Annotated in this window: 20 protein-coding genes and 1 CRISPR repeat array; of the genes, 14 read left to right on the top strand and 6 right to left on the bottom strand. The window is 56.2% G+C overall.

Annotated elements, in window-relative coordinates:
- Window positions 1–60: 60 nt before the first annotated feature.
- From ABGT79_RS00200 to ABGT79_RS00170, 7 genes are all read left to right on the top strand, one after another.
- Window positions 61–1,065: a site-specific integrase gene (locus tag ABGT79_RS00200; protein ID WP_346664467.1), complete on the top strand. Its 1,005-nt coding sequence runs from the start codon at window positions 61–63 to the stop codon at window positions 1,063–1,065.
- A gap of 185 nt (window positions 1,066–1,250) precedes the next feature.
- Window positions 1,251–1,544, top strand: coding sequence for a helix-hairpin-helix domain-containing protein (locus tag ABGT79_RS00195; RefSeq protein ID WP_294489402.1), 294 nt, complete (start codon window positions 1,251–1,253; stop codon window positions 1,542–1,544).
- A gap of 151 nt (window positions 1,545–1,695) precedes the next feature.
- Window positions 1,696–2,865, top strand: a complete 1,170-nt coding sequence (locus tag ABGT79_RS00190) for a hypothetical protein (protein WP_346664466.1) — start codon at window positions 1,696–1,698, stop codon at window positions 2,863–2,865.
- A 27-nt stretch (window positions 2,866–2,892) separates the two neighbouring features.
- A complete protein-coding gene (locus ABGT79_RS00185; RefSeq protein ID WP_294489408.1) occupies window positions 2,893–3,180 on the top strand; it encodes a transcription factor in 288 nt (95 codons plus the stop codon).
- A gap of 351 nt (window positions 3,181–3,531) precedes the next feature.
- The gene (locus ABGT79_RS00180; protein WP_346664465.1) at window positions 3,532–5,688 is read left to right on the top strand and encodes a molybdopterin-dependent oxidoreductase; all 2,157 of its coding nucleotides are present in this window, start codon (window positions 3,532–3,534) and stop codon (window positions 5,686–5,688) included.
- Window positions 5,689–5,713: 25 nt separating this feature from the next.
- Window positions 5,714–6,466: a 4Fe-4S dicluster domain-containing protein gene (locus ABGT79_RS00175; RefSeq protein ID WP_346664464.1), complete on the top strand. Its 753-nt coding sequence runs from the start codon at window positions 5,714–5,716 to the stop codon at window positions 6,464–6,466.
- On the top strand, window positions 6,463–7,173 hold the full coding sequence (locus ABGT79_RS00170; protein WP_346664463.1) for a cytochrome b/b6 domain-containing protein: 711 nt from the start codon (window positions 6,463–6,465) through the stop codon (window positions 7,171–7,173). The genes ABGT79_RS00175 and ABGT79_RS00170 overlap by 4 nt, the downstream gene beginning before the upstream one ends.
- Before the next feature lie 635 nt (window positions 7,174–7,808).
- Window positions 7,809–9,421: a CRISPR direct-repeat array (repeat unit 28 nt; unit sequence GAAACACCCCCACGCGGGTGGGGAAGAC).
- A gap of 167 nt (window positions 9,422–9,588) precedes the next feature.
- Here the strand turns inward: ABGT79_RS00170 and ABGT79_RS00165 are convergent.
- Together ABGT79_RS00165 and ybaK are read right to left on the bottom strand one after the other, a co-directional pair.
- On the bottom strand, window positions 9,589–11,112 hold the full coding sequence (locus ABGT79_RS00165; RefSeq protein ID WP_346664462.1) for a sigma 54-interacting transcriptional regulator: 1,524 nt from the start codon (window positions 11,110–11,112) through the stop codon (window positions 9,589–9,591).
- Window positions 11,113–11,116: 4 nt separating this feature from the next.
- Window positions 11,117–11,599, bottom strand: a complete 483-nt coding sequence (gene ybaK / locus ABGT79_RS00160) for a Cys-tRNA(Pro) deacylase (RefSeq protein ID WP_346664461.1) — start codon at window positions 11,597–11,599, stop codon at window positions 11,117–11,119.
- A gap of 203 nt (window positions 11,600–11,802) precedes the next feature.
- On the opposite strand from ybaK, the gene ABGT79_RS00155 reads away from it, so the two are divergent.
- The 6 genes from ABGT79_RS00155 (at window position 11,803) to ABGT79_RS00130 (ending at window position 18,287) form a co-directional block, all read left to right on the top strand.
- Window positions 11,803–12,810: an ATP-binding cassette domain-containing protein gene (locus ABGT79_RS00155; protein ID WP_346664460.1), complete on the top strand. Its 1,008-nt coding sequence runs from the start codon at window positions 11,803–11,805 to the stop codon at window positions 12,808–12,810.
- A complete protein-coding gene (locus ABGT79_RS00150) occupies window positions 12,803–13,465 on the top strand; it encodes a methionine ABC transporter permease (RefSeq protein ID WP_346664459.1) in 663 nt (220 codons plus the stop codon). Before ABGT79_RS00155 ends, ABGT79_RS00150 begins: the two co-directional genes overlap by 8 nt.
- A 35-nt stretch (window positions 13,466–13,500) precedes the next feature.
- Window positions 13,501–14,301 (top strand): MetQ/NlpA family ABC transporter substrate-binding protein, encoded by an 801-nt coding sequence (locus ABGT79_RS00145; protein ID WP_346664458.1) that lies wholly within the window; start codon window positions 13,501–13,503, stop codon window positions 14,299–14,301.
- Window positions 14,302–14,707: 406 nt separating this feature from the next.
- Window positions 14,708–15,961, top strand: coding sequence for a [FeFe] hydrogenase, group A (locus ABGT79_RS00140; RefSeq protein ID WP_346664457.1), 1,254 nt, complete (start codon window positions 14,708–14,710; stop codon window positions 15,959–15,961).
- Window positions 15,962–15,970: 9 nt separating this feature from the next.
- Window positions 15,971–16,348, top strand: a complete 378-nt coding sequence (locus ABGT79_RS00135; RefSeq protein WP_346664456.1) for an iron hydrogenase small subunit — start codon at window positions 15,971–15,973, stop codon at window positions 16,346–16,348.
- A gap of 1,612 nt (window positions 16,349–17,960) precedes the next feature.
- A complete protein-coding gene (locus ABGT79_RS00130) occupies window positions 17,961–18,287 on the top strand; it encodes a hypothetical protein (protein WP_346664455.1) in 327 nt (108 codons plus the stop codon).
- Window positions 18,288–18,429: 142 nt separating this feature from the next.
- Here ABGT79_RS00130 and ABGT79_RS00125 read toward each other — a convergent pair whose 3' ends face one another.
- Genes ABGT79_RS00125 through glpA form a run of 3 tightly spaced genes read right to left on the bottom strand, consistent with a single transcriptional unit; the run spans window position 18,430 to window position 22,495 of the window.
- Entirely contained in the window at window positions 18,430–19,638 is a 1,209-nt protein-coding gene (locus ABGT79_RS00125) for an anaerobic glycerol-3-phosphate dehydrogenase subunit C (protein ID WP_346664454.1), read from the bottom strand.
- A 3-nt stretch (window positions 19,639–19,641) separates the two neighbouring features.
- Window positions 19,642–20,901, bottom strand: a complete 1,260-nt coding sequence (gene glpB, locus ABGT79_RS00120; protein ID WP_346664453.1) for an anaerobic glycerol-3-phosphate dehydrogenase subunit GlpB — start codon at window positions 20,899–20,901, stop codon at window positions 19,642–19,644.
- The gene (gene glpA, locus ABGT79_RS00115; RefSeq protein ID WP_346664452.1) at window positions 20,885–22,495 is read right to left on the bottom strand and encodes an anaerobic glycerol-3-phosphate dehydrogenase subunit GlpA; all 1,611 of its coding nucleotides are present in this window, start codon (window positions 22,493–22,495) and stop codon (window positions 20,885–20,887) included. The genes glpB and glpA overlap by 17 nt, the downstream gene beginning before the upstream one ends.
- Before the next feature lie 247 nt (window positions 22,496–22,742).
- Here glpA and ABGT79_RS00110 point away from each other — a divergent pair, with 247 nt between their 5' ends.
- Complete coding sequence (locus ABGT79_RS00110) at window positions 22,743–23,519, top strand: HAD-IIA family hydrolase (protein ID WP_346664451.1); 777 nt, start codon at window positions 22,743–22,745, stop codon at window positions 23,517–23,519.
- Window positions 23,520–23,965: 446 nt separating this feature from the next.
- Here the strand turns inward: ABGT79_RS00110 and ABGT79_RS00105 are convergent, their stop codons facing one another.
- Complete coding sequence (locus tag ABGT79_RS00105; protein WP_346664450.1) at window positions 23,966–24,844, bottom strand: PHP domain-containing protein; 879 nt, start codon at window positions 24,842–24,844, stop codon at window positions 23,966–23,968.
- Window positions 24,845–25,033: the final 189 nt, after the last annotated feature.

The following is a 25,033-nucleotide window of genomic DNA, read 5'->3' as shown; positions in this document are numbered from 1 at the left end:
AGTCCTTTTTTCTGAAAAATCGCGATATCTTCGGGCAGTGTCCCGCCGGGAGGTCAGCGTATGGAACATACGGAGGAAGAGGTGTTTTCCGAGAAGCACGAACTGGACGATAAAACACTGCGAGAGGTGCTCCAGGCGTTTTATCACTGGCATGAAAAGGCGGCTTCGCCCGCGCAGCAGTGTTCGCGTTCCCGCGTGCTGCTGGTATGTCTTGTCATGCGCTTTGCGGCGCTGAGACTGGGCGAGGCGCTGGCGCTCAACGATGCTACGGACATCGACGCCGAGCGGAGCGTGCTGCGCGTTAGGGGGCGCTGGGCCCGGGAACTGCCCCTGCCGCGAACCGCCCTGAACCGCATGCTGGAACTGCGCGACGCCCCGTACAACGTGCGCGCGAAAGGCGGGCTCTGCCGTCTCGATCCGGCCTATGTGCGGCGCATTTTTTCGCTGCGTGCGGCTGAGGCCGGACTCCCGGATTTCCGGCCGACGGATCTGCGGAATTTTCGGGAACAGGAACTTCTTCGACACGGCGTTCCCCTTCCCACGGTGGAGTTCTTTCTCGGCAGAAGAAACGGCGGTCGGCCGAAGGCGGGCGAGCTGGAGCGGCTGCGGGAAATATTCCGTCAGTGGGAGTACGCAAGCCGCACGGGTCGGCACAATGTGGTGACCGGAACGCTCACGCTCATGAGACGGGGAGAGTTCTCGTGCCTGTTGTGCGTGACTGCGGCCGGGACCTCCTTTTTTGTTCAGTGTTCCTCAAGAACCTTTGCGAGGCTTGAGCTCGCGGAGCAGAGCGAGGCGAGCATCGTGGTCCGTTCCCTGCAGGTGCAGGTGCTGAAAGAAGCGGTGGAGGCGGACAACTGCTTCGCCGGAACCGTCACGGACGTTCTCAGCTGCGGAGACGAGGCCAGAGTCATGATTTGTTTGAAAAATAACGAGCATCAGTTCTGCGCCATCCTTTCTTCCGAGTGCGTCAAAAGCCTTGCGCTGAAACCGAATGCGGATGTCTGGGTGCATATTCGTCCGGCGGATTTCACCTTCCGAACGACGGAGCACGCTCCCGCCTGATCCGGGGGGTCACCTTTGGGATGCATTTTTTATAATAATTATAATAAAAATTTCACAATCTGAGAAAATCAGATATAAAGCAGGGGGGAAATTTTTTCCTTTTCAATAGAAACTTGACAGGCGAATCTCAAACGATTATTAGATCGGAACAACGTTTTCCACCTTATTTTTCAGGAGAAACTGTTATGGATATCAAGCGTATTCTTGCATGCTTTGCCGTTGCGGCCCTCTGCTTCGCCGGTCCTGCCTTCGCTGCCGAAAAGGCCAACCTGAACAGCGCCACCGAGGAAGAACTTGCCGCTGATCCCAACATCGGTCCTGATCTTGCGAAAAAGATCGTAGAGTATCGCGAGAACGTCGGCGACTTTACCAGCTACGACGAGCTGAAGGAAGTGGAAGGCGTCACCGATACCAAGATCAAGCAGATCAACGAACATTTTGAAATCGAAGGCGTTGCCAGCTTCGATTGCAACTGCTAACTCTTCACGCGTTTTCAACGCCTGAGTTGTATTTATAATTCCGGGATTTCACTGGGAAATCTTGAATTCCGTCAGACAGTGGCCGGGGCGGCGCAGAACGCTCTGGCCGCCATGTTCTGACGGGCCGGAATTAATCATCCAAGGAGTTCCTATGAACATGAGTGCTCTCAAGGGCCTCGGCAAGCTGTCTCTTGCTCTGCTGCTTGCCGCCAGCCTGAACGGAGTAGCTCTGGCCGGAGTGGCGCCTGTCGAAGGCAGCGCTGCCATGAAATCTCCTGCCTCCAATGCCGCCGTTGTGGCCAAGCTGATCGGTCTTGTGAACAACCGTCACGAGAAGACCATGCTCGGCCTCGAACGCACCATCAACGACGGTATTGTCATTCGTCAGAGCTACATCAAAGACGGTAAGATCATCATCCCTTCCGAAGGTCTGTACACCACTGCCCGCTCGAGCAACTGGTATCCCTTCGATAACGAGCCCACCACCATGGCCGGCAAGTCCTATCGCGTCATCGTGGATCGCTACATCCGCGACGTGATCCGCGACGTCGTCATGAAGAAGGGCGACATTATCACCAGCAACTCGGACAAGTCCCGCGGCTGGGAACTTTCCTCCGTGGAAGGTTGGGAAACCTACGGTCTGGCCGACGGCAAGGAAGCCGTTTTCAAGATCGTGAAGACCACCGGCAACTACTACGGTTCCACCTTCCCCGTGAAGGTCGGCACCAGCATCGGCAATGACGCCGCCGACGGCGCTCTGGTGCATGGTTCCAAGCAGCCTGTGGGACACACCGTTCCTGACGAAAAGAATAATCTCTCCCGCTTCGACTACGGCAGCAACGTTTCCAGCGTGGGCCGCACCTATGTCGTCGTGGACAAGATCGACGCCAATGACAATGTTCACGTTCGTGAACTTGCCACCGACAGCTGCACCGATCTTTATATGTCGCCTTCCAAGCCTGTTGTCGGCTCCTATGCCAACAATGCCACCTTCAAGGTCGGCGACGCCACTGTGGCTGTGAAGAACATCGGCAAGGACAGCGTGAACGTTTCCATCACCGACAAGGCCGGAAACGTCACCACCAAGAAGCTCTACATCGACTCCAAGAACGCCAAGTGGCTCATGCAGTCCATGGTTGAGCGCGACAAGTGCTATGTCGTTTCCAAAGACGGCAAGACTCTTGTCCATCTGAACATTCGCCCCGGCAACCCGTTCAAGGACGGTAAGGTTGATCTGGTTGCGTACTCTGATGTCGTCGACGTGCAGAATGGTTCCGACTGGCCTGATGACCCGCGGTTCCTGGCGCGTCCCGAGACCTGAGCTACCTGCACCTATCCGCACGAAGTCATGATCGCCAATAAGGAACCGATCGTGCTCGACGGCGGAGCCAACAACGTGTTTGTTGGTCCTAACAACCAGTTCAAGATCGTTATCGATGAATTTGACGGCAAGACTGTGAAGGCTTGGCATGTCGAGACCGCTAAGGCCAAGACTGGCAACCTCGCTACTCGCGCCGAGGGCAAGAACATTGACCTTGTCGTTGGCAAGGCGTGCCGCTCCACTGTTCACTTCATCAGCCGCTGGTACGGCAAGATGTACGATGAACATCTGAAGGGCATGGACGTGTTCAAATAACATCGGTCCGGCACGGGAATTCTGCGATTCCCGTGCCTTTTTCATGTCCCGCTGAAGCATGCATCACGCCGTGATGCATGCTTCAGCAGAAGGGCCAGACTCCTTGTCTGGCTTTTCTTTCCCTATGAGGCCCGAACATTCCGGCACAACGGGAGGCTCGTCGTCGAAATTGCGGCGTCGAAGCAGCCTGTTTCAATGCCGCACCGCGTGGGCTCTTTTTTGACAGACGCCAGGAATGCCGGTTCCGAAAAATTTTTTCGCAGCGTTCCTCTGTCGAGTCGCGCGGGGTCCTACAGGCCTACTCTCTGGCGGAAATCTTTCTGCTCAACAAGTTCAACAGGCAGGTTTATCATGCCCGACAGGTATTCACGAAGAAATTTTCTTAAGCTGAGCGCAGCTCTGCTTGCGGGAGGGGCCGCCATTGCCAATCCCGACAAGGCCGGAGCCATCGGTTATATCCCTCCGAAAGGCGGAGCGATAACGGAAGTCAAGGGCTATTGTCCCTTCTGTCAGGTGCGCTGCACCTATAAGGCGCGCGTGCAGGACGGCAAAATTCTCAGCGTTACCGGCGACAGCAGCAATCACTGGACGGGCGGCGCCATGTGCCCGAAGGGCATGTCCATTCTGGAACTGATGAACAGCCCCTTCCGCATCACGGAACCCATGTATCATGAGCCTGACGGCAGCTGGCGCAGAATTTCCTATCAGGAAGCCGTGGACATGGTGGTGGAGCGCATGAAGGCCGTGCGCGACAAGTACGGAGCCAAGGCCGGCAACCGCGTGGCCCTGACCATGCCTTTGTGGGACTGCCTGGAATCGGAAATTGCGGCGCTCATGACGCTGCGCACGGTGGGCAGCGTTCAGGCCATGCCTCCGGGAGAAACCTGCGTTTCCACGGCCTCGAACATGCTCGGTCTCATGCTCGGCGTGAACAGCGGCTCCACGCAGGTGGACGAACTGCCCAAGGCCGAAACGCTGGTGCTGTGGGGCGCCAACGTCAACGATCTGTATCCGCCCTACACGCGCTGGCTCAAGGCGGCGCGCGAGGCAGAGACCAAGATCATCTACATCGATCCGCGCAGAACCCGCACGAGCATCTGGTGTCATACGCAGCTGCGTCCGGAGCCCGGCACCGACGGCATTCTCGCGCTCGGAGCCATCCGATACATTCTGGAAAAGGGGGCCTATGACGAAGAACGCGCCCGCTTCCAGATCGAGGACTTTGAAAATCTCGCTCCCCAGACGGAAAAGTTCACGCTCGACTACGTGGAATCCATCACCGGTCTTCCGCAGAAGGACATTGCGGCCTTCTACGACGTGCTCGCCGCAAGCAGCAAGACCATCGTATGGCTGGGCGGTTCGCTTTCGCGGCAGACCAACGGCATTGTCACGGATCGCTCTATCATTCTTCTTCAGGCACTGCGTGACAACCTCATCGGCGAAGGCAAGGGCATGCTTACCTTCCAGAGCGGCAAGCCCGGCGGCGGCGAAGAACTCGTGGATCACTTCTTCGGCGAAAACAATACGCCGAAGATGAACTTCCGCCGTCTGCGTCTGGCCATGGAAAAGAAGAATCTCGACATCCTTTTCCTGAACTCCAGCTACCGCCGCAATCCCGATGCCCTCGGCGTGCGCAAGGCCATCCAGAAGGTGCCCTTTGTGGTACATATGGGCTTCTTCCTCGATGAAGAGTCGGAAGTGTCCACGCTGTTCATTCCCGCCACGTTCGGACCGGAAAGCCAGGGCTGCGGCTACGGCAACGAAAATCAGGTGGCCTGGCGCGAAAAAATCGTGCAGGCTCCCGGTTCCTGTGTGCCCGCCTGGCAGTTCTATCGCGACATCGGCCGCAAGCTCGATCCGGAACGCTATCCCGATTTCAAGGATCCGGAAGAGATCTGCCGCATGTTGCAGGCCGAGGTTCCTTCCTGGAAGGGCCTGACCATGGAACGCATGCGTCATTCCTCCACGGTGACGTGGCCGCTTTTCGCCGAAGGCGAAGAAGAGCGCAAGGGCACGGTGTTCACGGAAGGCAAGCTGCTGACGCCTACAGGCAAGATGACCGTTATGGACAGAGTGTTCGGCGGCATCAATCGCTGGGACTATCCGAAGGGACATCCTCACGGCAAGGACGGCAAGAAAGACTTCCCGCTCATACTGACGCAGGGCAAGCAGCTCTGGCACTGGCAGCAGACCCTGACCAACTTCGCCAGATCCATGGCTCAGTTCTCCAACGGCCGCTTTGTGCAGGTCAACCCCAAGACGGCGGCGGAATTGGGACTCAAGCAGCGCGACCGCGTGATGCTGGAAACCACCATGGGCGGCATTGAGTGCTGGGTCGATATTACGGAAAACGTTCTTCCGGGCGCGGTATTCACTCCGGCCAACTGCTGCCGGACCACGCCGCTGAAGGAAAACCAGAGCGAATCCATCTGCGATATCCTCCCGAATTACTGGGACCGCATTTCCGCGCAGCACAACTGCACGGGCTGCCGTCTGAGAAAAATATGAGAGGTGAGTCATGGCTCGATATGTCATGGTCATTGATTCTGAAAAGTGTATGGACTGCAAGGCATGCATCATAGCATGCCAGCAGCGCAACCATGTTCCCTACGGACTTTCGCGCAACTGGGTGCGCGAAACGAACAGCGAAAATTCTCCCTGCGGCTTCAAGTTTCAGCCCGGTGCCTGCATGCATTGCGACGATCCCTCCTGCGTGCGCGCCTGTCCCACCGGCGCCACCTGGAAGGCCAAGGACGGCACCGTGGAAATCGACCGTTCCCGCTGCATCGGCTGCGGAAGCTGCATTGAAGCGTGCCCGTATCACGCGAGATTCCGTCATCCGGTGACCGGCACGGCCGACAAGTGCGACTACTGCCACGGCAGCACTCCCGGACAGATTCCGGCCTGTGTGGCCGTGTGTCCCATGCACTGCCGCATCTTCGGCGACGCCGACGATCCTTCTTCCGAAGTGGCGAAGGTGCTTGCCTCCCGCAAGGCCGTGCATGTTGTTCCGCTCGGCAGCGGAGCCAAGCCTACGCTGACCTATCTTGACAGTACCACTCCCGAGCAGCTGCCCGAGGCCAGCACGGTGAGCCATCCGGTGAGCGCGATTCCTCCGTTGGCCAAGGGCGTCACCTGGGTGGGCGGTCTGGTTCTCGCCGCGCTGACGGGCACCTTCGTGCGTCAGCTCGTCAAGTCTTCGGAAAAGGAAGACGCGGAAATTGCGGCGGAAAAGAAGCTCGCCGCCTCTGATGACGACAAGCATGATAAGGAGGATAATGCATGATCCGGCGACATTCCCGTTCCGCAATATTCATGCACTGGTTTAATGCCGTCTGCTGGATATTCCTGCTTTTTTCCGGTTTCGCGCTGCTTGTCGGCGACATGCAGCCCATCGGTCAGTGGTGGATCGATTTCTGGCACGGCATGTTCGGCGGAAGAGGGCTGCTTGTGGCCCATCTCATCGTCGGCTCCGTGTGGGTCATCGTGTACGCGTGCTATATCCTGCTGTTCTCCCGTCGTGAGGTGCTGACTTTCCTGCGGGAGGTCACGACGTTCCAGATGAAAAGCGATATTGCCTGGTGCATGAAGAAAGGTCTGTGGCTGGTGCTCGGTCCGAAGATGACCATGAAGATGGGCATTGATCCTGCGTTGCCGCCGCAGGGCTTCTACAATGCCGGTCAGCGCATGGTGGCCGTGGTGGCGGTCATCGCCAGCGTGGGCCTTGCCGCAACCGGCGTCATCATGGGATTCTTCTCCGGCAATGTTGCTTATGCCGTTTCGGAAACCGTGCTGCAGTGGAGCATTTTCATACATTTCTGCTGTGCCGGCATCATGGCCATTCTTCTGCCCGTGCATATCTACATGGCTGCGCTGGCTCCGGGCGAAGGCCCCGCGCTGCGTTCCATGTTCACGGGGTTTGTGCCCGAAAAGCATGTGGAGCATCATAATCCTCTCTGGTATGCAGCTCTGAAGAAAAAAGGCCAGCTGTAAATATTCGGCCTGAACGATAGGGGGCGGAGTCTGACAAAGGCTTCGCCCTTTTTTGTTGCCCGGTGTCTGGAAAACGGGAGCGCAGCTCGGAGATGCGTGCGCATGCAAGGCGGCTTCGGAGTACAAAAGCGAATGTTTCGACATGGCGCACGGGAAAAGGCAGGGCGTCTTACGGTTTTCCGGACGCATCACATCGGTGCGGAGAAGCAGAGACTGAAACGACATGACGGAAGTCACGGCGGGCCTTTCGCCTTTGCGGTCACGCCCGGATTTTGAGAAAGGGGAAAGGACGAAGTGAAGGGGGAGCTTGATGAATGCGACGCCGTGGATGACGTCGGATTCGGCGATGCCTGTGGCCCAGATATTGAGCTGGAGACGGCTCAGCAGTCAAGGGGCCGCCGGAGCATGAATCGGCGGAGAAGGGGGGGGCGTGATGAAAAAAGGGGATGCATTTTGTAAAAACTTCAAGTGTCGATTGAAGTTTTTATGGGGACATCAATGTGATGAGAGGGATGGCTTGCCCGCCAGCCGGGAAAACGGATGTGGACTTGCGGAAAAAGAGGAAGAAGGAATGTAGAAGCGCCTCCAGTGGTGGGAAAGACCGGGGGACAAGCGCCGACGGCCGAAAAAGGCGAGAAACACCCCCACGCGGGTGGGGAAGACCTCTTCATCGGCACGCCCAAGGGTATCAACGTGGAAACACCCCCACGCGGGTGGGGAAGACGTCCCCGCTTCATACTTGCCCGCAAGGTCGTCGGAAACACCCCCACGCGGGTGGGGAAGACGCCGTAAAAAGGGCCAGATAATACGATCCGTCGGAAACACCCCCACGCGGGTGGGGAAGACCTGTGCTTGAGCATGTGAGCTTCACCTTTGCAAGAAACACCCCCACGCGGGTGGGGAAGACTTGAAGTCATGGAACGACATGGCCTCAAGAAGGGAAACACCCCCACGCGGGTGGGGAAGACTAGTCATACACATCTCCTGAATGATGTTCCTGAGAAACACCCCCACGCGGGTGGGGAAGACTTGAAGTCATGGAACGACATGGCCTCAAGAAGGGAAACACCCCCACGCGGGTGGGGAAGACGCCCCGCGGTACATCTCACCGCCCGCGGTTGCAGAAACACCCCCACGCGGGTGGGGAAGACACGATCGTATCGAGGCGAAAACCTCCGCTTTCGGAAACACCCCCACGCGGGTGGGGAAGACACTGATCGAGACGGCTTTTCATGCCCGTAGCAAGAAACACCCCCACGCGGGTGGGGAAGACCATCCCACAGCAATCGACGTGGTCAAAATTGCGGAAACACCCCCACGCGGGTGGGGAAGACCCGGCGCGAAGGTGAACGAAAGTGAGCTCCGCGGAAACACCCCCACGCGGGTGGGGAAGACACCGGGATAGTCACCTGGGGGCCGAGCTGAGGAGAAACACCCCCACGCGGGTGGGGAAGACGTGCTTGTGTTTCGCGACTTCGGGATAGTGATGGAAACACCCCCACGCGGGTGGGGAAGACAACAGCTTCGGCCAGCTGGTAGGCCGTGCGGGAGAAACACCCCCACGCGGGTGGGGAAGACCAGGAATATTTTCTACAAAATCTCTAAAATCAAGAAACACCCCCACGCGGGTGGGGAAGACTCCTCGATACTTCGGAGAATCCTTGTATAAGGGAAACACCCCCACGCGGGTGGGGAAGACGTCTTGCGCTGCGCCGTTGCAGGCGTTTAGGTAGAAACACCCCCACGCGGGTGGGGAAGACTGTAGTGACGGCGTGGGACTTGGGTTTTTCCGAGAAACACCCCCACGCGGGTGGGGAAGACGCTTTTGCATCAGCGACTTTCCATCGGATACCAGAAACACCCCCACGCGGGTGGGGAAGACACATTATAAAAAGTGCAAATGTCCTATTAGATAGAAACACCCCCACGCGGGTGGGGAAGACGTTGGCGTCGCTTCTTCGAGGAGCACTGCATTGGAAACACCCCCACGCGGGTGGGGAAGACCCGACTTCGTCTCCTGTAATCCGTCCAAAAGAAGAAACACCCCCACGCGGGTGGGGAAGACATACCAGAACCACCAGAAAAAGAAGGAGTACCAGAAACACCCCCACGCGGGTGGGGAAGACTTCCTGAATATCTTGGCGGCTTCTCTGCTCCTAGAAACACCCCCACGCGGGTGGGGAAGACGCCATGCCTTCACGCAGATCATTCACCGAAATGGAAACACCCCCACGCGGGTGGGGAAGACACTGGGATTTTATTGGATTTTTTTTGGCAGGTCAAACGCGAAAGCCGTTTGATGCAGACGCCATCGTTCATCCTCGGCAGACGTAGTTCGGAAAGCATCTTCCGAAGAGACGCTTTCCCTGTCGTCCTGTCCGGGAAAACAACTATCGTCCGTCACGTCGGCGTCGATCAGCTTGACGTGCGGAAGGCCTTGTAGGTAATTCCGTATTTCTTCATGCGCAGGGCCATCATTCTTTCCGTCAGCCCGAGAGCCCGGGCCGCCTGACCGAGATGGCCGTGAAAATGCGAGAGCGCCTCAATGATGTAGGCCCGCTCCATTTCATCCAGACGCTGTTGCAGCGAGCCCATGGCCGGAGGCGCGTCGCTGCCGTCCTTTTCGCTGTAGGGGCATCCCGCGCTGTGAAGGTTGGGCGGAAGATGCAGCGGCAGAATGAGTCCTTCCTCGCTGACCAGAAGTACGGCGCGCTCAATGACGTTTTCCAGCTCGCGGATGTTGCCCGGCCAGCGGTAACGCTGCAGCATCTCCATGGCGGAAAGCGAAAGACGCACCCCGGTTTTTCCGTTGGCTTCGCTGTATTTTTTCACGAAATACGCCGCAAGAGACAGAATGTCCTCCTGCCTGTCCCTGAGCGGCGGCAGCTGAATGGGAAAAACATTGAGGCGGTAATAGAGATCCTTGCGGAAGGTGCCGTCCTTGACCATCTGTTCGAGGTCGCGGTTGGTCGCCGCAATGAGGCGCACATCCACCTGAATGCTCTCCATGCCCCCAAGACGCTCGAAACTGCGTTCCTGAATGACGCGCAGAAGCTTTGCCTGCATGGCCAGACTGAGTTCGCCCACTTCGTCGAGAAACAGGGTGCCGGTGTCGGCCAGTTCAAAACGTCCCTTGCGGACGCCCGTTGCGCCGGTAAACGCGCCGCGTTCGTGGCCGAACAGCTCGCTTTCCACCAGACTGTCCGGAAGCGCCGCGCAGTTCAGTGAAATGAAGGGATTCTTGCTTCGCCCGCTGGCTTCGTGAATGGCATGGGCGGCAAGTTCCTTGCCGGTGCCGCTTTCGCCGCGCAAAAGAACAGTGGCCGAAGAGGGCGCCGCCTGGCGGATGCGGGTAAATACGAGATTCATGCTTTCCGACTGTCCGATGAAACCCTGAATGCGTCCGTCGGAAGGCTCGGACGTCTTTTTCTTCGCCGGCGACGTCAGCTGCGCCCGGCATTGCCCCGCCGTGTGGGAAAGCAGTCCGGCAATGATGGTCAGCATGCGGCTCTGATCGTCCAGCGTTTCCCGCGCGCCCACGCGTCTGTCCACGGCCAGCGCCCCCACCACCTGATCGTCCAGACGGATGGGCACGCAGATGAAGGCCGTGTGCTCCTTGCGCAGATTCCGTGCTCTTGTTCTGTTCAGAAAGCGGGCGTCGTCGGCTACGTCGGGAACGATTTCCGGGCGACCGCTGGCAATGACCCGGCCCGTGATGCCTTCGCCTATGGCGTAGTGACCGCGGGCCTGCTCGGCCGCCGAAAATCCCAGAGACGCATAAATGCGCACCTCACTGTTGTCCGGCTCCGTCAGGCAGATGGCGGCCCGCTTCATGGCCAGATGCCTGGACATGATCTGGAGCGTCAGCTGCAGGGCTTCGCGCGGAGGAAGAGAGCGTTCCAGTGCGTCGGCTATTTCATTAAGCAGAACGAGATGCATGACGTCAACTCATAACGATGTCGGCAAACACCGCATCCACGGCTTTGGCCAGATCGTCCGGGGCAATGACGAACTGCAGTCCCCGCTGTCCGGCGGATACGTAGATTTTATCAAACAGTACGGCCGATTCGTCGATGCACACTGGGTAGGCCTTCTTGGTGCCCACGGGAGAGCAGCCCCCGCGAATATATCCCGTCAGGGGAAGCACTTCCTTGAGCGGCACCATTTCCGCGCTTTTATCGTGAAAGACGGCGGCCAGCTTCTTGAGATCCAGTTCCGCATTGCCGGGAAGCACGGCCAGAGCAATGCCGTTCGGATGTCCGCGCGTGACCAGCGTTTTAAAAACGCAGGAGGGATCAACTCCCATGCTCTCGGCGACATGCGTTGCCGACAGATCATCAACATCAACAGGGTAACTGTTCAGTTCGTAGGGAATGCCAAGTTTGTCCAGCGTGCGGGCGGCATTGGTTTTTTTGACGGATGCCATTACATACTCCAATTCAGATGAGTCCGCTTTCAGAGAAACGGCCTCGGCGATGTTCGATATTTTAACCACGAACAGAAAGAAAGTACAGAGGCGTCAGGGAGGGCGAGATATTTCTATTCACAAAAGAAGAAAAACAGGCTAAGCTCATACGTCTTTCTATGCGAAGGACATATTTTTTCCCGCAAGCGCGGGTGGAGTGAATCATGGCGGAGCCCATCATCAGAATCTGCAACCTGGAAAAAAAATTCCAGAGCAAGAATTCTGAAGTCTATGCCCTGCAGGGCATTAACCTTGACATCAATCAAGGTGATATTTTCGGAATCATAGGCAGAAGCGGAGCAGGCAAGTCTACGCTGGTGCGCTGCATCAATATGCTTGAGCGCCCGACGGGCGGACAGGTCATCTTTGAAGGAAAGGACCTCTGCCGCCTCGACGACAGAGAACTGCGTCAGGCCCGCCGTTCCATGGGCATGATCTTCCAGCAGTTCAACCTGCTCATGCAGCGTACGGCTGCGGAAAACGTCTGCTTCCCCATGGAACTCGTGGGCACGCCCAAGGACAAGGCTCGTCGCCGAGCCGCGGAACTCCTGGAACTTGTGGGACTGGCCGACAGAGCGAATTCTTACCCCTCGCAGCTTTCCGGAGGACAGAAACAGCGCGTGGCCATTGCCAGAGCGCTGGCATCCGATCCCAAGGTGCTGTTGTGCGACGAAGCCACGTCCGCCCTTGATCCCAGCACGACGGAATCCATTCTTTCTCTTATTAAGGATATCAATCAGCGTCTGGGCATCACGGCCGTCATCATCACGCACGAAATGAGCGTGATCGAAAAAATATGCAGCCATGTCGCCATCATTGCCGGCGGCAAGATTGCGGAAACCGGTCCGGTGGAAGAAGTCTTTTATCACCCTCGCACGGAAGCCGCCCGGACCATGGTCATTCCTGAAGCCATCAAACCGGAAAAACTGCCGCAGGAAAGAGTTGTGCGCATCGTGTTCAACGGCAGTACGACTCTTGAGCCCGTCATCGGCAACATGATCCTCGACTGCGGCAAACCGCTCAGTATTCTGTACTCCGATCTGCGCGAAATAGACGGCGTCGTCTGCGGGCAGATGGTGATGCAGCTCCCCGACGATGAAATTGCCTGTGAACGAATCCGCGCTTTTGCCGCTTCCCGTGGCCTTGAACTGGAGGACATGAATCATGTTTGACGCGCAGCTTGTGGAAATGCTGTGGGAAGGCGTGCTCGACACCCTGTATATGACCGTTGTGTCCACGGCGCTTTCCTATGTGTTCGGCATGGTCATGGGCGTGCTCCTGGTCATTTGCCGCAAGGACGGCATAGCTCCGCGCCCCGTGTTCTACGCCGTGCTCGACATGGTGGTGAACCTGACCCGTTCCTTCCCCTTCCTTATTCTGATGATCGCCGTCATTCCGTTCACCCGCTTCCTCGTGGGAACCACCATCGGCAACAACGCCACCGTGGTTCCCCTGGTCATTGCGGCGGCTCCCTTTGTCGCAAGGCTCATCGAGGCCTCGTTGCTTGAAGTCGACGGCGGCGTGGTGGAAGCCGCGCAGTCCATGGGAGCGTCCACCTGGCAGATCATCGTGAAGGTGCTGCTGCCGGAAGCTCTGCCTTCCCTGCTCAACGGCAGCGCCGTGGCGGCCATCACCATTCTGGGCTATTCGGCCATGTCCGGCGCGGTCGGCGGCGGCGGTCTCGGCAAGCTCGCCATCATGTACGGCTACAACCGCTATCAGACGGACATCATGTTCGCCACCATCATTCTTCTCATCGTTATCGTTCAGTTGTTCCAGATGCTGGGCAACTGGGCGACAAAGCGCTCTGACAAGCGCTTATCCTAATTGGTGCATCCGCACCGGAACTCAGAGAGGTACTCATGAAACTCTGCCCCGTTCTTTGTTCAGCGCTGCTTTCCATCGCCTTCGCGGGAGCGTTTATTCAGGCCGAAGCCGCCGAGGTCAAGGTCGGCGCGTCTCCCACCCCTCATGCCGAAATCCTCAAGGCCGCCGTTCCGCTGATGAAGGCCAGAGGACACGAACTTAAGATTGTCGAGTATGCCGACTACGTGCAGCCCAACATGGCTCTCGACGCCGGAGAGCTCGATGCAAACTACTTCCAGCATCAGCCCTACCTTTCCGACTTCAATAAGGAAAAGGGCACAAAGCTGGTTTCCATTGCCTCCGTGCATTATGAGCCCTTCGGCATTTACGCCGGACGAACCAAGTCGTTGAAGGATCTCAAGAAAGGCGCCGTGGTGGCCGTGCCCAACGACACCACCAACGAAGCCCGCGCGCTGCTGCTTCTGCAGTCCAATGGTCTCATCAAGCTGAAGGATGGCGCAGGACTGACCGCCACCCGTCGCGATATTGTGGAGAATCCCAAAAAGCTGAAAATCGAGGAACTCGAAGCCGCTCAGCTGGTGCGTTCTCTGCCCGACGTTGACTTTGCCACCATCAACGGCAACTATGCGATTCTCGGCGGCCTCAAGGTGAAGGACGCTCTGGCTGCGGAAACGGCGGATTCCATTGCCGCCACCACCTACGCCAACATCCTGGCCGTGCGCGAAGGCGACGAGCAGCGTCCTGAGCTGAAGGATCTGGCGGAAGTTCTGAAGAGCGACGACATCAAGAAGTTCATGAACGACAAGTATGAAGGCGCAGTAGTGCCCGCTAAGTAAAAATTTTTGACTTCCGATTCATGCAAGGCGTCGTGTTTTTGCGACGCCTTTTTTTATTCTGCTGTGAGATGTGGAAATATTGTGGATAACTCCTTTTGAACAATTGTCTCCTTGCCCGGAGTAAAAACAATATACTGTTGCTCATTTGAAGAATATGTGTCGACGCCGATGTCGAAACAGTGGAGAATCCTTCCCGAAGCTTGCCCGGACGGAGGAGAAAATCCTCAGACATCGGAAAAATATTGTGTGAAATCATCAAGAAAGCTGCACTGACAAAAGGAAAAATCAGTCGGATTATTTACAAGAGCCGTTTAATGGGGTAGGGTATTACAACGCAATGTATCCCGACCTGTCCGCATGTCATGCGGGGGATTCATGGCCGAACATTTTACCTGTGGAGAGTTGAATGGCTCGTATTACTATGGAGCATGTGCAGTACGAAGCGCATGTCCCCGCGGTTGGGAGCAACCCGGACCAGCTTTCTTTTGTGCAGATCGATCCTAAAAAGTGCATCGGCTGCGATTCCTGCCAGCGCTACTGCCCTGTGGACGCCATTTACGGCGCGTCCGGCAAGGTGCATAGCATTCCTCATCCCGAAGTTTGCATCAACTGCGGCCAGTGCCTTGTTCATTGCCCCCAAGGCGCTATTTATGAAGAACAGACCTGGGTGCCCGAACTGGAAAAGAAGCTTGCCGACAAGAGCGTGAAGTGCATCGCCATGCCCGCGCCTGCCGTGCGCTATGCGCTCGGCGAAGCGTTCGGCATGCCTGTGGGGTCCGTGACCACCGGTCGCATGCTTACCGCCCTCAAGATGCTTGGCTTTGCCCACTGCTGGGACACCGAATTCACTGCCGACGTCACCATCTGGGAAGAGGCTTCCGAATTCGTGGAACGTCTCAAGGCTCAGAAGGATCTGCCTCAGTTCACGTCCTGCTGCCCTGGCTGGCAGAAATACTGCGAAACCTATTATCCCGATCTTCTTCCGCATTTTTCCTCCTGCAAGTCTCCGGTCGGCATGAACGGCGCGTTGTCCAAGACGTACGGCGCCGAGCAGAAAGGCTATGACAAGGAAAAGATCTATACGGTATCCATCATGCCCTGCGTGGCTAAGAAGTATGAAGGTCTGCGTCCTGAGCTGAACTCCAGCGGCACCCGAGACATCGATGCCACCATCAATACCCGCGAACTCGCCTATATGATAAAGAAGGCGGGCATTGATCTTGCGCATCTGCCGGAAAGCGGCGTGGACTCCCTTATGGGTGAATCCACCGGCGGCGCTACCATCTTCGGTGTGACCGGCGGCGTCATGGAAGCGGCTCTGCGCTTTGCCTATCAGGCCGTGACCGGCGAAAAGCCCGGCAAGATGGACTTCTATCCCGTGCGTGGCATGCAGGGATTCCGTGAAGCGACCATCAATATCGCAGGCACGGAAATCAAGGTGGCCGTGGTTCATGGCGCCAAGAATTTCCCCGCCGTGCTCAATAAGGTTCGTGCGGGTGAATGCCCCTATCAGTTTATTGAATTCATGGCCTGCCCCGGCGGATGTGTCTGTGGCGGCGGTCAGCCCATCATGCCTACTGTGTGGGATGTGTTTGAACGCAAGACCGGTCAGCTTTTTGCCAGCTACAGACAGCGTCTTGAAGAAAATCAGCAGGCATAAGGAGATACCATGTCTATTAAGAGCATTACCCGCCGTGGTTTCCTGCGTGGCTGTTGCATCCTCACCGGCGGTTTGGCTATTGGCGCTCATTGGACCGGTCGTGCCATTGCCGGTGTGCGCAGCATCAAAGACTATATGCAGGATCGTATTGCAAGCGTGTACCGCGAAGACAAGTCCTTTGTTCATCGCGCCTCTCAGGACAACGTACAAGTTCAGGAACTTTACAAGAAGTTTCTGAACAAGCCTCTGAGCGAAAAGTCTCATCACCTTCTGCATACGACGTGGACGGATAAGTCCGCTGCCGTCAGGAAGCTGCACGAGGAGGGCCAGTACCCTGGACCTCGCGGTGGTGAATTCCGCTATAAGAAGTATCCTTACGAAGCCTAGCAAAACGGCATCATCCTTTTATGCTGAACGCCCTGTGGAAATGCAGGGCGTTCATTTTTTAATCGAGCAAAGAGGGCAGGGCGGCATGATTTTTTGAAGGCATACGCAGTTCATGAATTTTGACGAAGATACAGGAGTCTGTTTGAAGGTGTCTGGAACGGGGGAGTCTCATCATGAGAGTCATTCCCTCGGCAGTCTCTGCAACGAAAGATTTTTATAATGATCATAATGATAAGTAATTACATAAGGATACGTTTATTTTAGGAATTCATCTGAAGTATCACTTTAAAATTAAACATACGTCGATAGTACAAGTGAAAGCCAAGATTGTTCGCGAGGATTTCAAAGTTATTGATCTGGAAGCGGGGCGTTTCTCGTCGCAGGCTCCCTTTTTCAGAATGCAGCGGATGGTTCGCTCCAGACGAGAAAATGCCGTCCGTCGGTGCCGGGCTGTGGACGCCGCTTGGATCACGGGCAAATATCTCCGCGGAACTATTCTGGTTCGTCCAGTAATCAATAGAGCGGTCGTAAAGTGAAAAATGTTATAAATCGAGGCTGGTTAGAATCTGTATCATCTCGACATCCGGCTTACCACCGCCCCGGATAGGTTTCCAAAATCAAAAATGGTGAAGCCTGTGCGGGATCTTTGAAATTTAATGAATACCATCCGCACAGATTTCTCCACACACCGCACGGACAGTCCGACGGCGTCGATTGAAAGCCGTCAGACAAAGGCAGCGGAATTCACAGCAGGAATTTTCCGAGAGAGTAGGGGAGTGCCGGGCAGGGAGGCTCTACAGCGAAGGCGGAGGGAGAAAATGAAGATCTGCTGGCGGAGACCTACATCCTACGGCTGGAGGGTGCTGCGCATTGTGAACGACGAGAGATTAGGACAACAGGTCTGAGTCAAAAGCTTATCAGGTCAAAGCAAGGCAGGCAGAATCGGAAACTAAAGTCCAAATTTTCGATGTCGAACTCAGGTCCAACAAACAACGAGCTTAGGGAGTAAAAACCGGCTTTCCTGATAATTGGAAGTCGTTTTTTTTATTTTCGAGGCGGAAATGGGCTCCTATGAAGACTTTCTTTTTAAAGAGTTCCTATAGAAAAATGAGAATGTTTCCTAATAGGAATTATCTCAATGCGGATAATTAATTATTTTATTTGTCTCATAATGTAAATTATGTAAACTTTTCAAACACAAAATATAAATATATCAACGCACAAAAAATATCAAACCAAAAGGGCCCCTCTTCTCGCCTTTCCCCGAAGCCTGATTCTTCAACCAGAAAGTCTGTTGCCTAGCCTTGAATGCTCCCATTCGGAAGTGATTTCAAAGTGTACCGACGCTTAGATTCCCGATAAAGGCATTTTGCCCGACCCCCAAAGGCAACGCACCACCAGATCGACCGCCCATGGTGGACCGTACAGCTCGTCTCCCTGTTTTGAAATAGCTCTCCAGCCCCCAGTTGTAGCTCCGTAAAAAATCGCTCGACGACCTAGCCTTTTCCGTCAGGCTAAAGTTCAAGGACTCCCTTCTAGAGTATCGCCCCTGCCTGCAATCCCATGACGAGGTCGCCTGTCACTTCCATGCTGGAAAGCCTGTAGAAAAGTCATGGACTCCTCAGCTCTCGTTGCCCTTCCTCACCAGGAATGGAAAATTCCTACTGCCCTCCCCTTCTCTTCTGATTTTGACGTTATTCCCTCAGATGTTTTTTGGAATTTTAACGGTGCGCTGATTGAAGTTTTGAAATGGATATATCGAAGGAAGACTCAAGCGCGAAAGTTGGATTTATTAAGGATGGCAGAAAGTCCACCTCAAGCTGGACACATCACGATAAGGCCCTTTCCATACAACCATGCTGAGCGAAAAGACTATACTAAATACAAAATTTTGAACGATTATCGTAAATATATCTGCAATTGGAGATTTTTGCTGTGAAAAATCTTTAAAAAAAAGTTTGAGCCTGACATTTCAGGCATGAAAAAATTAAAAAACGCGCAGGAGGCTATTTGCGGCCCGAAAATAAAAAATCCGTCCCTCGGGTCGCGAAGGACGGATTTTGATCGTCATTTTTTAATCATTACTTGACTTTTTTTTCCAGTCGACGGCGCAGGATGGTCAATGGATGGTCGCAGGGATTGCCCGTGCCATGTATGATCTGCACTTTGCAGGTGCCACATTCCGTTGCGACCTGGCGAATGCCGCTGTCCTTGATGGTTTCAAAAAGTTTGGAGCCGATGGCCATGCCGATGTCGTACTTTTCCTTTTTGAAACCATAGCTGCCGGAGATGCCGCAGCAGCCTGCATCAGCGTTGACGGCATGAACGCCGGGAAGCAGACGCAGAATGTCGAGCCCCGGGAAGCCGATGCCTTGCGCCCGCAGGTGACAGGGAGCATGATAGATGACGTCAAGCGGCGTGGTGTCCGCTCCCGAAAGGTCCAGCTCTCCGCGTTCGATGCAGCCAAGAATGAATTCCATGGCGTCGTCGAGCGCCGTGGATTCCATCTTTTCGGCAAGATCCGGGAAGAATGCAGGAATTTCGGACTTGAACATAAGCTGACAGCTCGGGCAGAGAGACAGCACGGGAATGCCGGCCTTGCGCCAGGCCGCGAGTTCCTCAAGGTTCTTGATGGCGTTTTTTCTGGCGTCGGCCTCAAAACCGTTGGTGTACAGAGGCGTTCCGCAGCAGCAGAACACTTCTGGAGACTCAACACGGTAGCCAGCCTGATTGAGAAGCCAAACAAGATCCATGCCCGTCTGAGGAGCATAGGCCTTGATGAAGCATCCCGGATAGAATACCACACGCTTGGTGAGGTTGTCGGGCTGCTTGTATTCCTTGAACATGGCCGGGAACTGCTTGGACGCAAATTTAGGCAGATCGGCCTTTTTGCTTACGCCGACCATGTCGAGAATCTGCTTGCTGATGGGGTTGGCCATGCCGAAGTTCACAAGAAACGTGGGAAAATAGCTGACGAGTTTGGCTTCCAGCTCACCGTGAGCCAGAATCCAGTCGCGGAACGAGGGACGATGTTCCCTGCAGTATTCCGCGCGGGCAAGCATATTGATATTGGAAACCTCCACGCCCTGCGGACAGGAAATATCGCAGTTCTTGCAGTTCGCGCAGTAACTGAGCGAATCATCTTCACCATTGTTCAACATACGGAAGCGTTCCGAAGCCGGTCCCAGCATGCGGGGACCAAGAAACTTCGACGTCACTTCGGCAACAGGGCACTGCACCACACAGGTGGAGCAGGCAACGCATTTATCGGGATTGATATGGCGCTTCATGTCCTACTCCTTTCCTGCCAGCATACCAGCGTACCTGCCTGTGGCGAGCGCCACACCCTGACCGCATTTTTCAGCGGCAAAATCATAGCCGCCCAGAACGCGTCCGGCAAAGCGCACATTGGAAAGCGCCACATTGCCTTCGGCATCCAGGGGTTTCAGATCGCTGTTGACCTTGACGCCCATGCTGGCGAAAAAGCTTGAACCAAAGATATCGGGAGACGACCAGGCCTCGGTGTCGGCCGGGGCCTCCAGAGGCAGACGGAAAATGCTTTCCCAGGCCTTGCCCGGAGCCGTTTCAATGCCGCCGCTCAAAAGACCGCCCGTGGCGATGATGAATTCGTCGGCATCCCAGCCGCATTCTCCATTGGCCGTCAGAGAGTACACCGCCTTGCAGACGCCCTCCTCCACTTCGGCCCGAACGACTTCGGCGCTCTCCACCATATAGACGCCGGCTGCATTCAGCGCTTTTTTGAACACCTCGCGCATGCGGAGTCCGGCCACGCCGGGAGGAATGGACACCATTTCCACAATTTTGACCTTCAGGGCCGAGCAGAGCTGATTCCATATCTGCTGACTGTGCTTCATGCCGCAAATCGGAGGCAGCAGCAGCACAGGATACAGCTTGGCATACGGAGCCAGACTTTTTTCGAGCCATTTCATGCCTTCCGGCGTTTCCACATGACGGGCGATGTCGAGAGGCGTGATGTTGCGGTGCGCATGCTCGATGGGACAGGGAAGCACGGCTTCCATGAATTCCTTACCGGCGAATTCCTTATATCGATGGAGCTGCTCGATAATCAGGCCGGGATGCACGTCCTTCATGTTTTCCACCGTCACCACGGCGGCGCGATGCACGTCCTTGAGGCAGTCGGGATTGAAGCTGTCGGGGCAGAGGTAGCTGGGCTTCAGGGTTCCCATGACGGTAACGAGGCGATGATTGCCCTCCTCCGCCGCATGAGCCATGTCGATGCCGCCCTTCCGGCACACGCCCTTCAGCCAGTCGAGCGCTTCGCGCACCGTCTCGGCTCCGCCGATCAGACTGTACGGATGCTCGGCAGGCAGCGAGGCCATGGCTTCAAAGGGATCGGTCACGCGCACACCGTTCTGATAGCCGAGGACATCAATGCATCCGCTGCTTATGGCCAGGGTTCCTGCACCGTAGGTGAGCAACGTCACGCTCTTGCCGCTCTGAGCCGCGGTAAGGGCCGCGGTCATGCCGGCAATGCCGGAACCGACTACAACAATGTCAGATTTTCTGTTCATCTTTCGCTCCGTCGATGTTCAGCGTGGCGGCGTACACGGCGCGCCCGAGTTCCATTTCTCTGGCCTGCAGTCCCCAAAGGGCAGGCCGGAGGCCCTTCCAGCGCTCCTGGAGGAATTCGCGCAGGTTGTCGGAAGGCGACAGCGGGAAAGGAACCCGACATTCGGTCAGCGCTCCGATGGTGCGCAGCGAGCAGTACGTGCCCTGGCAGGTGCCCATGCCCAGACGGGTGCGCAGACGCACGTCCGTCATGGACTGACTGGAAGGATCTGACGCCACGTATTCGATTTCCGCACGGGTGACCATTTCGCATTCGCAGAGCAAGGGATTGCTCTTCATGGCGGCGGCCTTTTCCACAACAATGGGGAAGGCGTCGCCCAGACGGTTCGCCACCAGCGGGACGCTGTGAACGGGGAAGTACTTGGCGGCCTTGTTCAGCATGGCGGGAGAAGGATCGGCGATAAGAGGCTCGATGGCGGTGCGGCACTCGGCATTCACGCCGAGCTTGGCGCAGACCAGATCGCAGAGCTTTTCGGCCATCAGACGATACGTGGTGAACTTGCCGCCGAAGATGGAGAACATGCCGTCCAGTCCATCTTCCGAATGATCGGAAATATGGAAGCCGCGGCTTGCGGCGCGACCTTCCGCGCTGCCCTTGGCTACGTAGAGAGGACGCGTTCCGGCAAAGGCTCGCAGAATGCGATAGCTGCGCAGATTGGGAATGAGCACTTCGCCGATGTCAAGGAGCTTGAGCACGTCGGCGGTGGGAGCTTCATGAGCATCGGGGCGATCGGCATGGAATGACGTCGTGCCGAGAATGGTGATGGAACCGTGCGGCACGAAGATGTCGCCGTCGGAGCTCATATGCAGACGGTTGACCACGCGGGACGTAAAGCGGTGGTTGAACGCCACCAGCGTGCCGCGGTCGGGCTGCACGCCTACTTCCAGTCCCACGAGTTCCGCGATCTTGCCAGCCCAGGAGCCGGCGGCGTTGACCACGATGTCGCAGGAAATGCAGATCTCTTCGCCGGTGACGAGGTTTCTGGCGCGCACGCCCTTCACTTTGCCGCCTTCCTGGTCAATGGCGAAGACCTCATGATGTGTCAGCATTTCGCCGCCGTAGCGTCTGGCGGACATGGCGTTGTGCCACACCAGGCGGAATCCGTCCACGCTGGAATCGGGCACGCGGTACACGGCCTTGATGCCGGGATCGAGATTCGGTTCGAGTCTGAGCGCTTCCTTGACGTCCACGGGGTCGGCCTTGATGCCGGCCTTGGCGCAGGCTTCGACCCAGGGCTTTTCATACGCGGGATCATCCTGCTGGCTGAGGACGAAGAAACCTTCGGACTCTTCCACGCATTCGCGACCGATGCGGCGCAGAATCATGTTTTCTTCAATGCATTCCTTGGCCGCCTCATTGTCCTTTACCGCATAACGGCCGCCGCTGTGCAGCAGGCCGTGGAAGCGGGAACTTGCACCAGAAGCAATACCGCCCTGTTCCAGCAGCACTGCCTTGACTCCGCGCATACTGAGGTCTCGCAGAATGCCTATGCCCGTAGCGCCGCCGCCGATGATGACTACAGTCGTGTGTTTCACACAGCCTCCCTTGCCCTTTTGCCTGAGAAAAATTTTCATTTCCGAAAAAAGATCCGAGACAAATTACCATAATACGAAAATTATTTCTGATTTAACCTCTTAAATCAACGGCGTCAAGACGTATAAAAAAGTCAATGAGCCCAAAGGGTTGAAAAATGAATTCCGCAACGTGTTTTCCCTTGCCGTGAGGTCTGGAAAAAGTATATCGTGAGGCAGCGACAATATTTTCGCAGGAGTACAAGACATTATGAAGATATCGGAAAAGCGCTGCGTCGTTCTGGACATGGACGGCACCGTCTATCTCGGGAATATTCCCATTCCCGGAGCAGTGGATTTCATCAAGAACAACTGGGGAAAGCTGGATTTTCATTTTCTGAGCAACAACACGTCCAAGGCTCCGGACACATACGTAAAGAAGCTGAACGGCATGGGCATTCCCGCTACGCTCGATCTCATACTTTCCCCCACCACGCCGCTGGTGGATTTTCTGAAGGAAAACAACATACATACGGCGTATATTGTGGGCAACCGTGACTTCTGCCGCGATCTTGCTTCCCGCATGCCGGAACTGAAGCAGCAGGAAGAAGGCGCGCAGGCCGTCATACTGGCCTATGATACGGAGCTGACCTACGAAAAGCTGTCCCGCTCCGCCCTGCTTCTGGAAAATCATCCGGAAGTGCTCTTTCTGGCCACTCATCCCGACAAGGTCTGCCCCTCTCCGGAGGGCCCTCTGCCCGACGTGGGCAGCATGCTTGCGCTTTACAAGGTAGCGACAGGCCGCGAGCCTCAGCATATTTTCGGCAAGCCCGACCCCACGGTGCTGCAGCCTCTTCTGAAAAAATACCGGCGGGAAGACATGGTCATGGCAGGCGACCGCCTCAGCACGGACAAGAAGCTGGCAGAAAATGCAGGCATCGACTTCATTCTTGTTCTGAGCGGAGAAGCTACGCTGGAAGAAGCCAGGGCGGAAGCCATTCAGCCCACAGTCATTGCCGAAGATCTGGGAAAGGCCTGGGAAGAATAACTATTGAGGGGAGGAATCATCCTCCCCTTTTTTGTGTGCGGGAATCGCCCGCGCAAAAATTTAGTCCGGCCGCAGCAATGGCGTTGGCAGCAGCCAGAGCGGAATACGTCCTGATGACGAGGCATCGCTCTCCTCCCCTCTGCATGGGATAGTCGCCGAAAGGTTGTGCGGAACGCTCAGCCATCCTTTAATTAATAATTATCATAATTGAGGGGAACGCGCATGCCTCGGCCGTCCGAACGTTTTCTCTTTCATTTTTCAGATGCACGATTTGCGTCGCCTCAGGCCAGAACAAGTCATCATGGCACTGTGTCCGACGTTTTCTGCCGTCAGCAAGACCGCACATCCAGACCTAAATGAGGCAGATTCCGACGAAGAGTTGTCGAAATTGCCATTCAAAAAGGGGGAGTCGCCCAGCCTGTGCATGATTAAAAAACGCCGTCACGTCAGGCCTGAGCCATGCCCGTTTTCAGCCGATAGGCCATAAGCTCTTCGTACACGCTCATGCCGACGCGAAGATTGCCTCTTCCACTGCCGAGATCAATTTTCGGCTTGGCCTCCCCGTGATAATCGGAACCTCCGGTGAGCTGAAGCTCATGCCGGGCGGCGATGTCCACGCAAAGACGCACGTCTCCGGCATCGTGTTCACTGTGATACGCTTCGAGCGCGTCCAGGCCGACATCTTTGAGTCGAACCACCAGGCGTTCCAGCTCTTCTGCCGGAGCGCGAAGCAGACGCGGATGCGCCATGGACACCAGAGCTCCGGCAGACTTCAGCAGGGCGACGGCCGTTTCCGGGCTCATCAGTTCACGGGGCACGAAAGCCTCGCCGTTTCTGCCCAGATAGCGCCGAAATGCCTCCTTTCGATCCTCTACTACGCCCAGCCGACAGAGAAGTTCGGCAAAATGAGGTCGTCCGACCACACGGCCTCCGGCCAGCGCCGCGGCTTCTTCATACGTCACGTCAATGCCGAGCGCTCTCAGGCGTTCTGCAATGCGCAGATTCCTCTCCCGGCGTTTTTCGCGCACTTTTGTCAACGCCGTTTCCAAAGGAGCCGTTTTCGCCCCGTTCTGGGGAATCCACAGCCCCAGAAAATGCGCCTCTCCCCATTCCGTCGCCGTGCTGAGTTCACAGCCGCGCACAAAGATGATCTCATGCTTTGCCGCCTCCTGTTCGGCTTCGGCAAGGCCGTCAAGCGTGTCGTGATCCGTAAGCGCCAGCACGGCAAGCTTTGCCTGTACGGCTTTCCGAATCAGCTCTGTCGGACTGTCCGTGCCGTCGGACGCCGTGCTGTGCGTGTGGAGATCTATGCGGATGATATTCATATTCCGAAGCTATCACTCTTCAAGCTTGTGTCAATCATGCCATTGACGGAACGCGACGATGCGGTACGCTAAGGCCTGATTCGCATTGACGGAGAGAACTCATGTCCGACCATAAGACGTTTCGTCGTGGAAACGTTGCCGGCGCGCCTGCCGAGAAACATATTACTGTCCCGACGCAGACGCTCTTCT

The organism is uncultured Mailhella sp., from assembly GCF_963931295.1.
GTDB lineage: Bacteria > Desulfobacterota > Desulfovibrionia > Desulfovibrionales > Desulfovibrionaceae > Mailhella.
This window is presented reverse-complemented; position numbering and strand designations above follow the sequence as displayed.

What these genes read in the sequence shown, in the direction of transcription:
- ABGT79_RS00200 (WP_346664467.1), top strand. Translation starts at nt 61, where the DNA reads ATGGAACATACGGAGGAAGAGGTGTTTTCCGAGAAGCACGAACTGGAC.
- ABGT79_RS00195 (WP_294489402.1), top strand. Translation starts at nt 1,251, where the DNA reads ATGGATATCAAGCGTATTCTTGCATGCTTTGCCGTTGCGGCCCTCTGC.
- ABGT79_RS00190 (WP_346664466.1), top strand. Translation starts at nt 1,696, where the DNA reads ATGAACATGAGTGCTCTCAAGGGCCTCGGCAAGCTGTCTCTTGCTCTG.
- ABGT79_RS00185 (WP_294489408.1), top strand. Translation starts at nt 2,893, where the DNA reads ATGATCGCCAATAAGGAACCGATCGTGCTCGACGGCGGAGCCAACAAC.
- ABGT79_RS00180 (WP_346664465.1), top strand. Translation starts at nt 3,532, where the DNA reads ATGCCCGACAGGTATTCACGAAGAAATTTTCTTAAGCTGAGCGCAGCT.
- ABGT79_RS00175 (WP_346664464.1), top strand. Translation starts at nt 5,714, where the DNA reads ATGGTCATTGATTCTGAAAAGTGTATGGACTGCAAGGCATGCATCATA.
- ABGT79_RS00170 (WP_346664463.1), top strand. Translation starts at nt 6,463, where the DNA reads ATGATCCGGCGACATTCCCGTTCCGCAATATTCATGCACTGGTTTAAT.
- ABGT79_RS00165 (WP_346664462.1), bottom strand. Translation starts at nt 11,112, where the DNA reads ATGCATCTCGTTCTGCTTAATGAAATAGCCGACGCACTGGAACGCTCT.
- ybaK (WP_346664461.1), bottom strand. Translation starts at nt 11,599, where the DNA reads ATGGCATCCGTCAAAAAAACCAATGCCGCCCGCACGCTGGACAAACTT.
- ABGT79_RS00155 (WP_346664460.1), top strand. Translation starts at nt 11,803, where the DNA reads ATGGCGGAGCCCATCATCAGAATCTGCAACCTGGAAAAAAAATTCCAG.
- ABGT79_RS00150 (WP_346664459.1), top strand. Translation starts at nt 12,803, where the DNA reads ATGTTTGACGCGCAGCTTGTGGAAATGCTGTGGGAAGGCGTGCTCGAC.
- ABGT79_RS00145 (WP_346664458.1), top strand. Translation starts at nt 13,501, where the DNA reads ATGAAACTCTGCCCCGTTCTTTGTTCAGCGCTGCTTTCCATCGCCTTC.
- ABGT79_RS00140 (WP_346664457.1), top strand. Translation starts at nt 14,708, where the DNA reads ATGGCTCGTATTACTATGGAGCATGTGCAGTACGAAGCGCATGTCCCC.
- ABGT79_RS00135 (WP_346664456.1), top strand. Translation starts at nt 15,971, where the DNA reads ATGTCTATTAAGAGCATTACCCGCCGTGGTTTCCTGCGTGGCTGTTGC.
- ABGT79_RS00130 (WP_346664455.1), top strand. Translation starts at nt 17,961, where the DNA reads ATGGACTCCTCAGCTCTCGTTGCCCTTCCTCACCAGGAATGGAAAATT.
- ABGT79_RS00125 (WP_346664454.1), bottom strand. Translation starts at nt 19,638, where the DNA reads ATGAAGCGCCATATCAATCCCGATAAATGCGTTGCCTGCTCCACCTGT.
- glpB (WP_346664453.1), bottom strand. Translation starts at nt 20,901, where the DNA reads ATGAACAGAAAATCTGACATTGTTGTAGTCGGTTCCGGCATTGCCGGC.
- ABGT79_RS00110 (WP_346664451.1), top strand. Translation starts at nt 22,743, where the DNA reads ATGAAGATATCGGAAAAGCGCTGCGTCGTTCTGGACATGGACGGCACC.
- ABGT79_RS00105 (WP_346664450.1), bottom strand. Translation starts at nt 24,844, where the DNA reads ATGAATATCATCCGCATAGATCTCCACACGCACAGCACGGCGTCCGAC.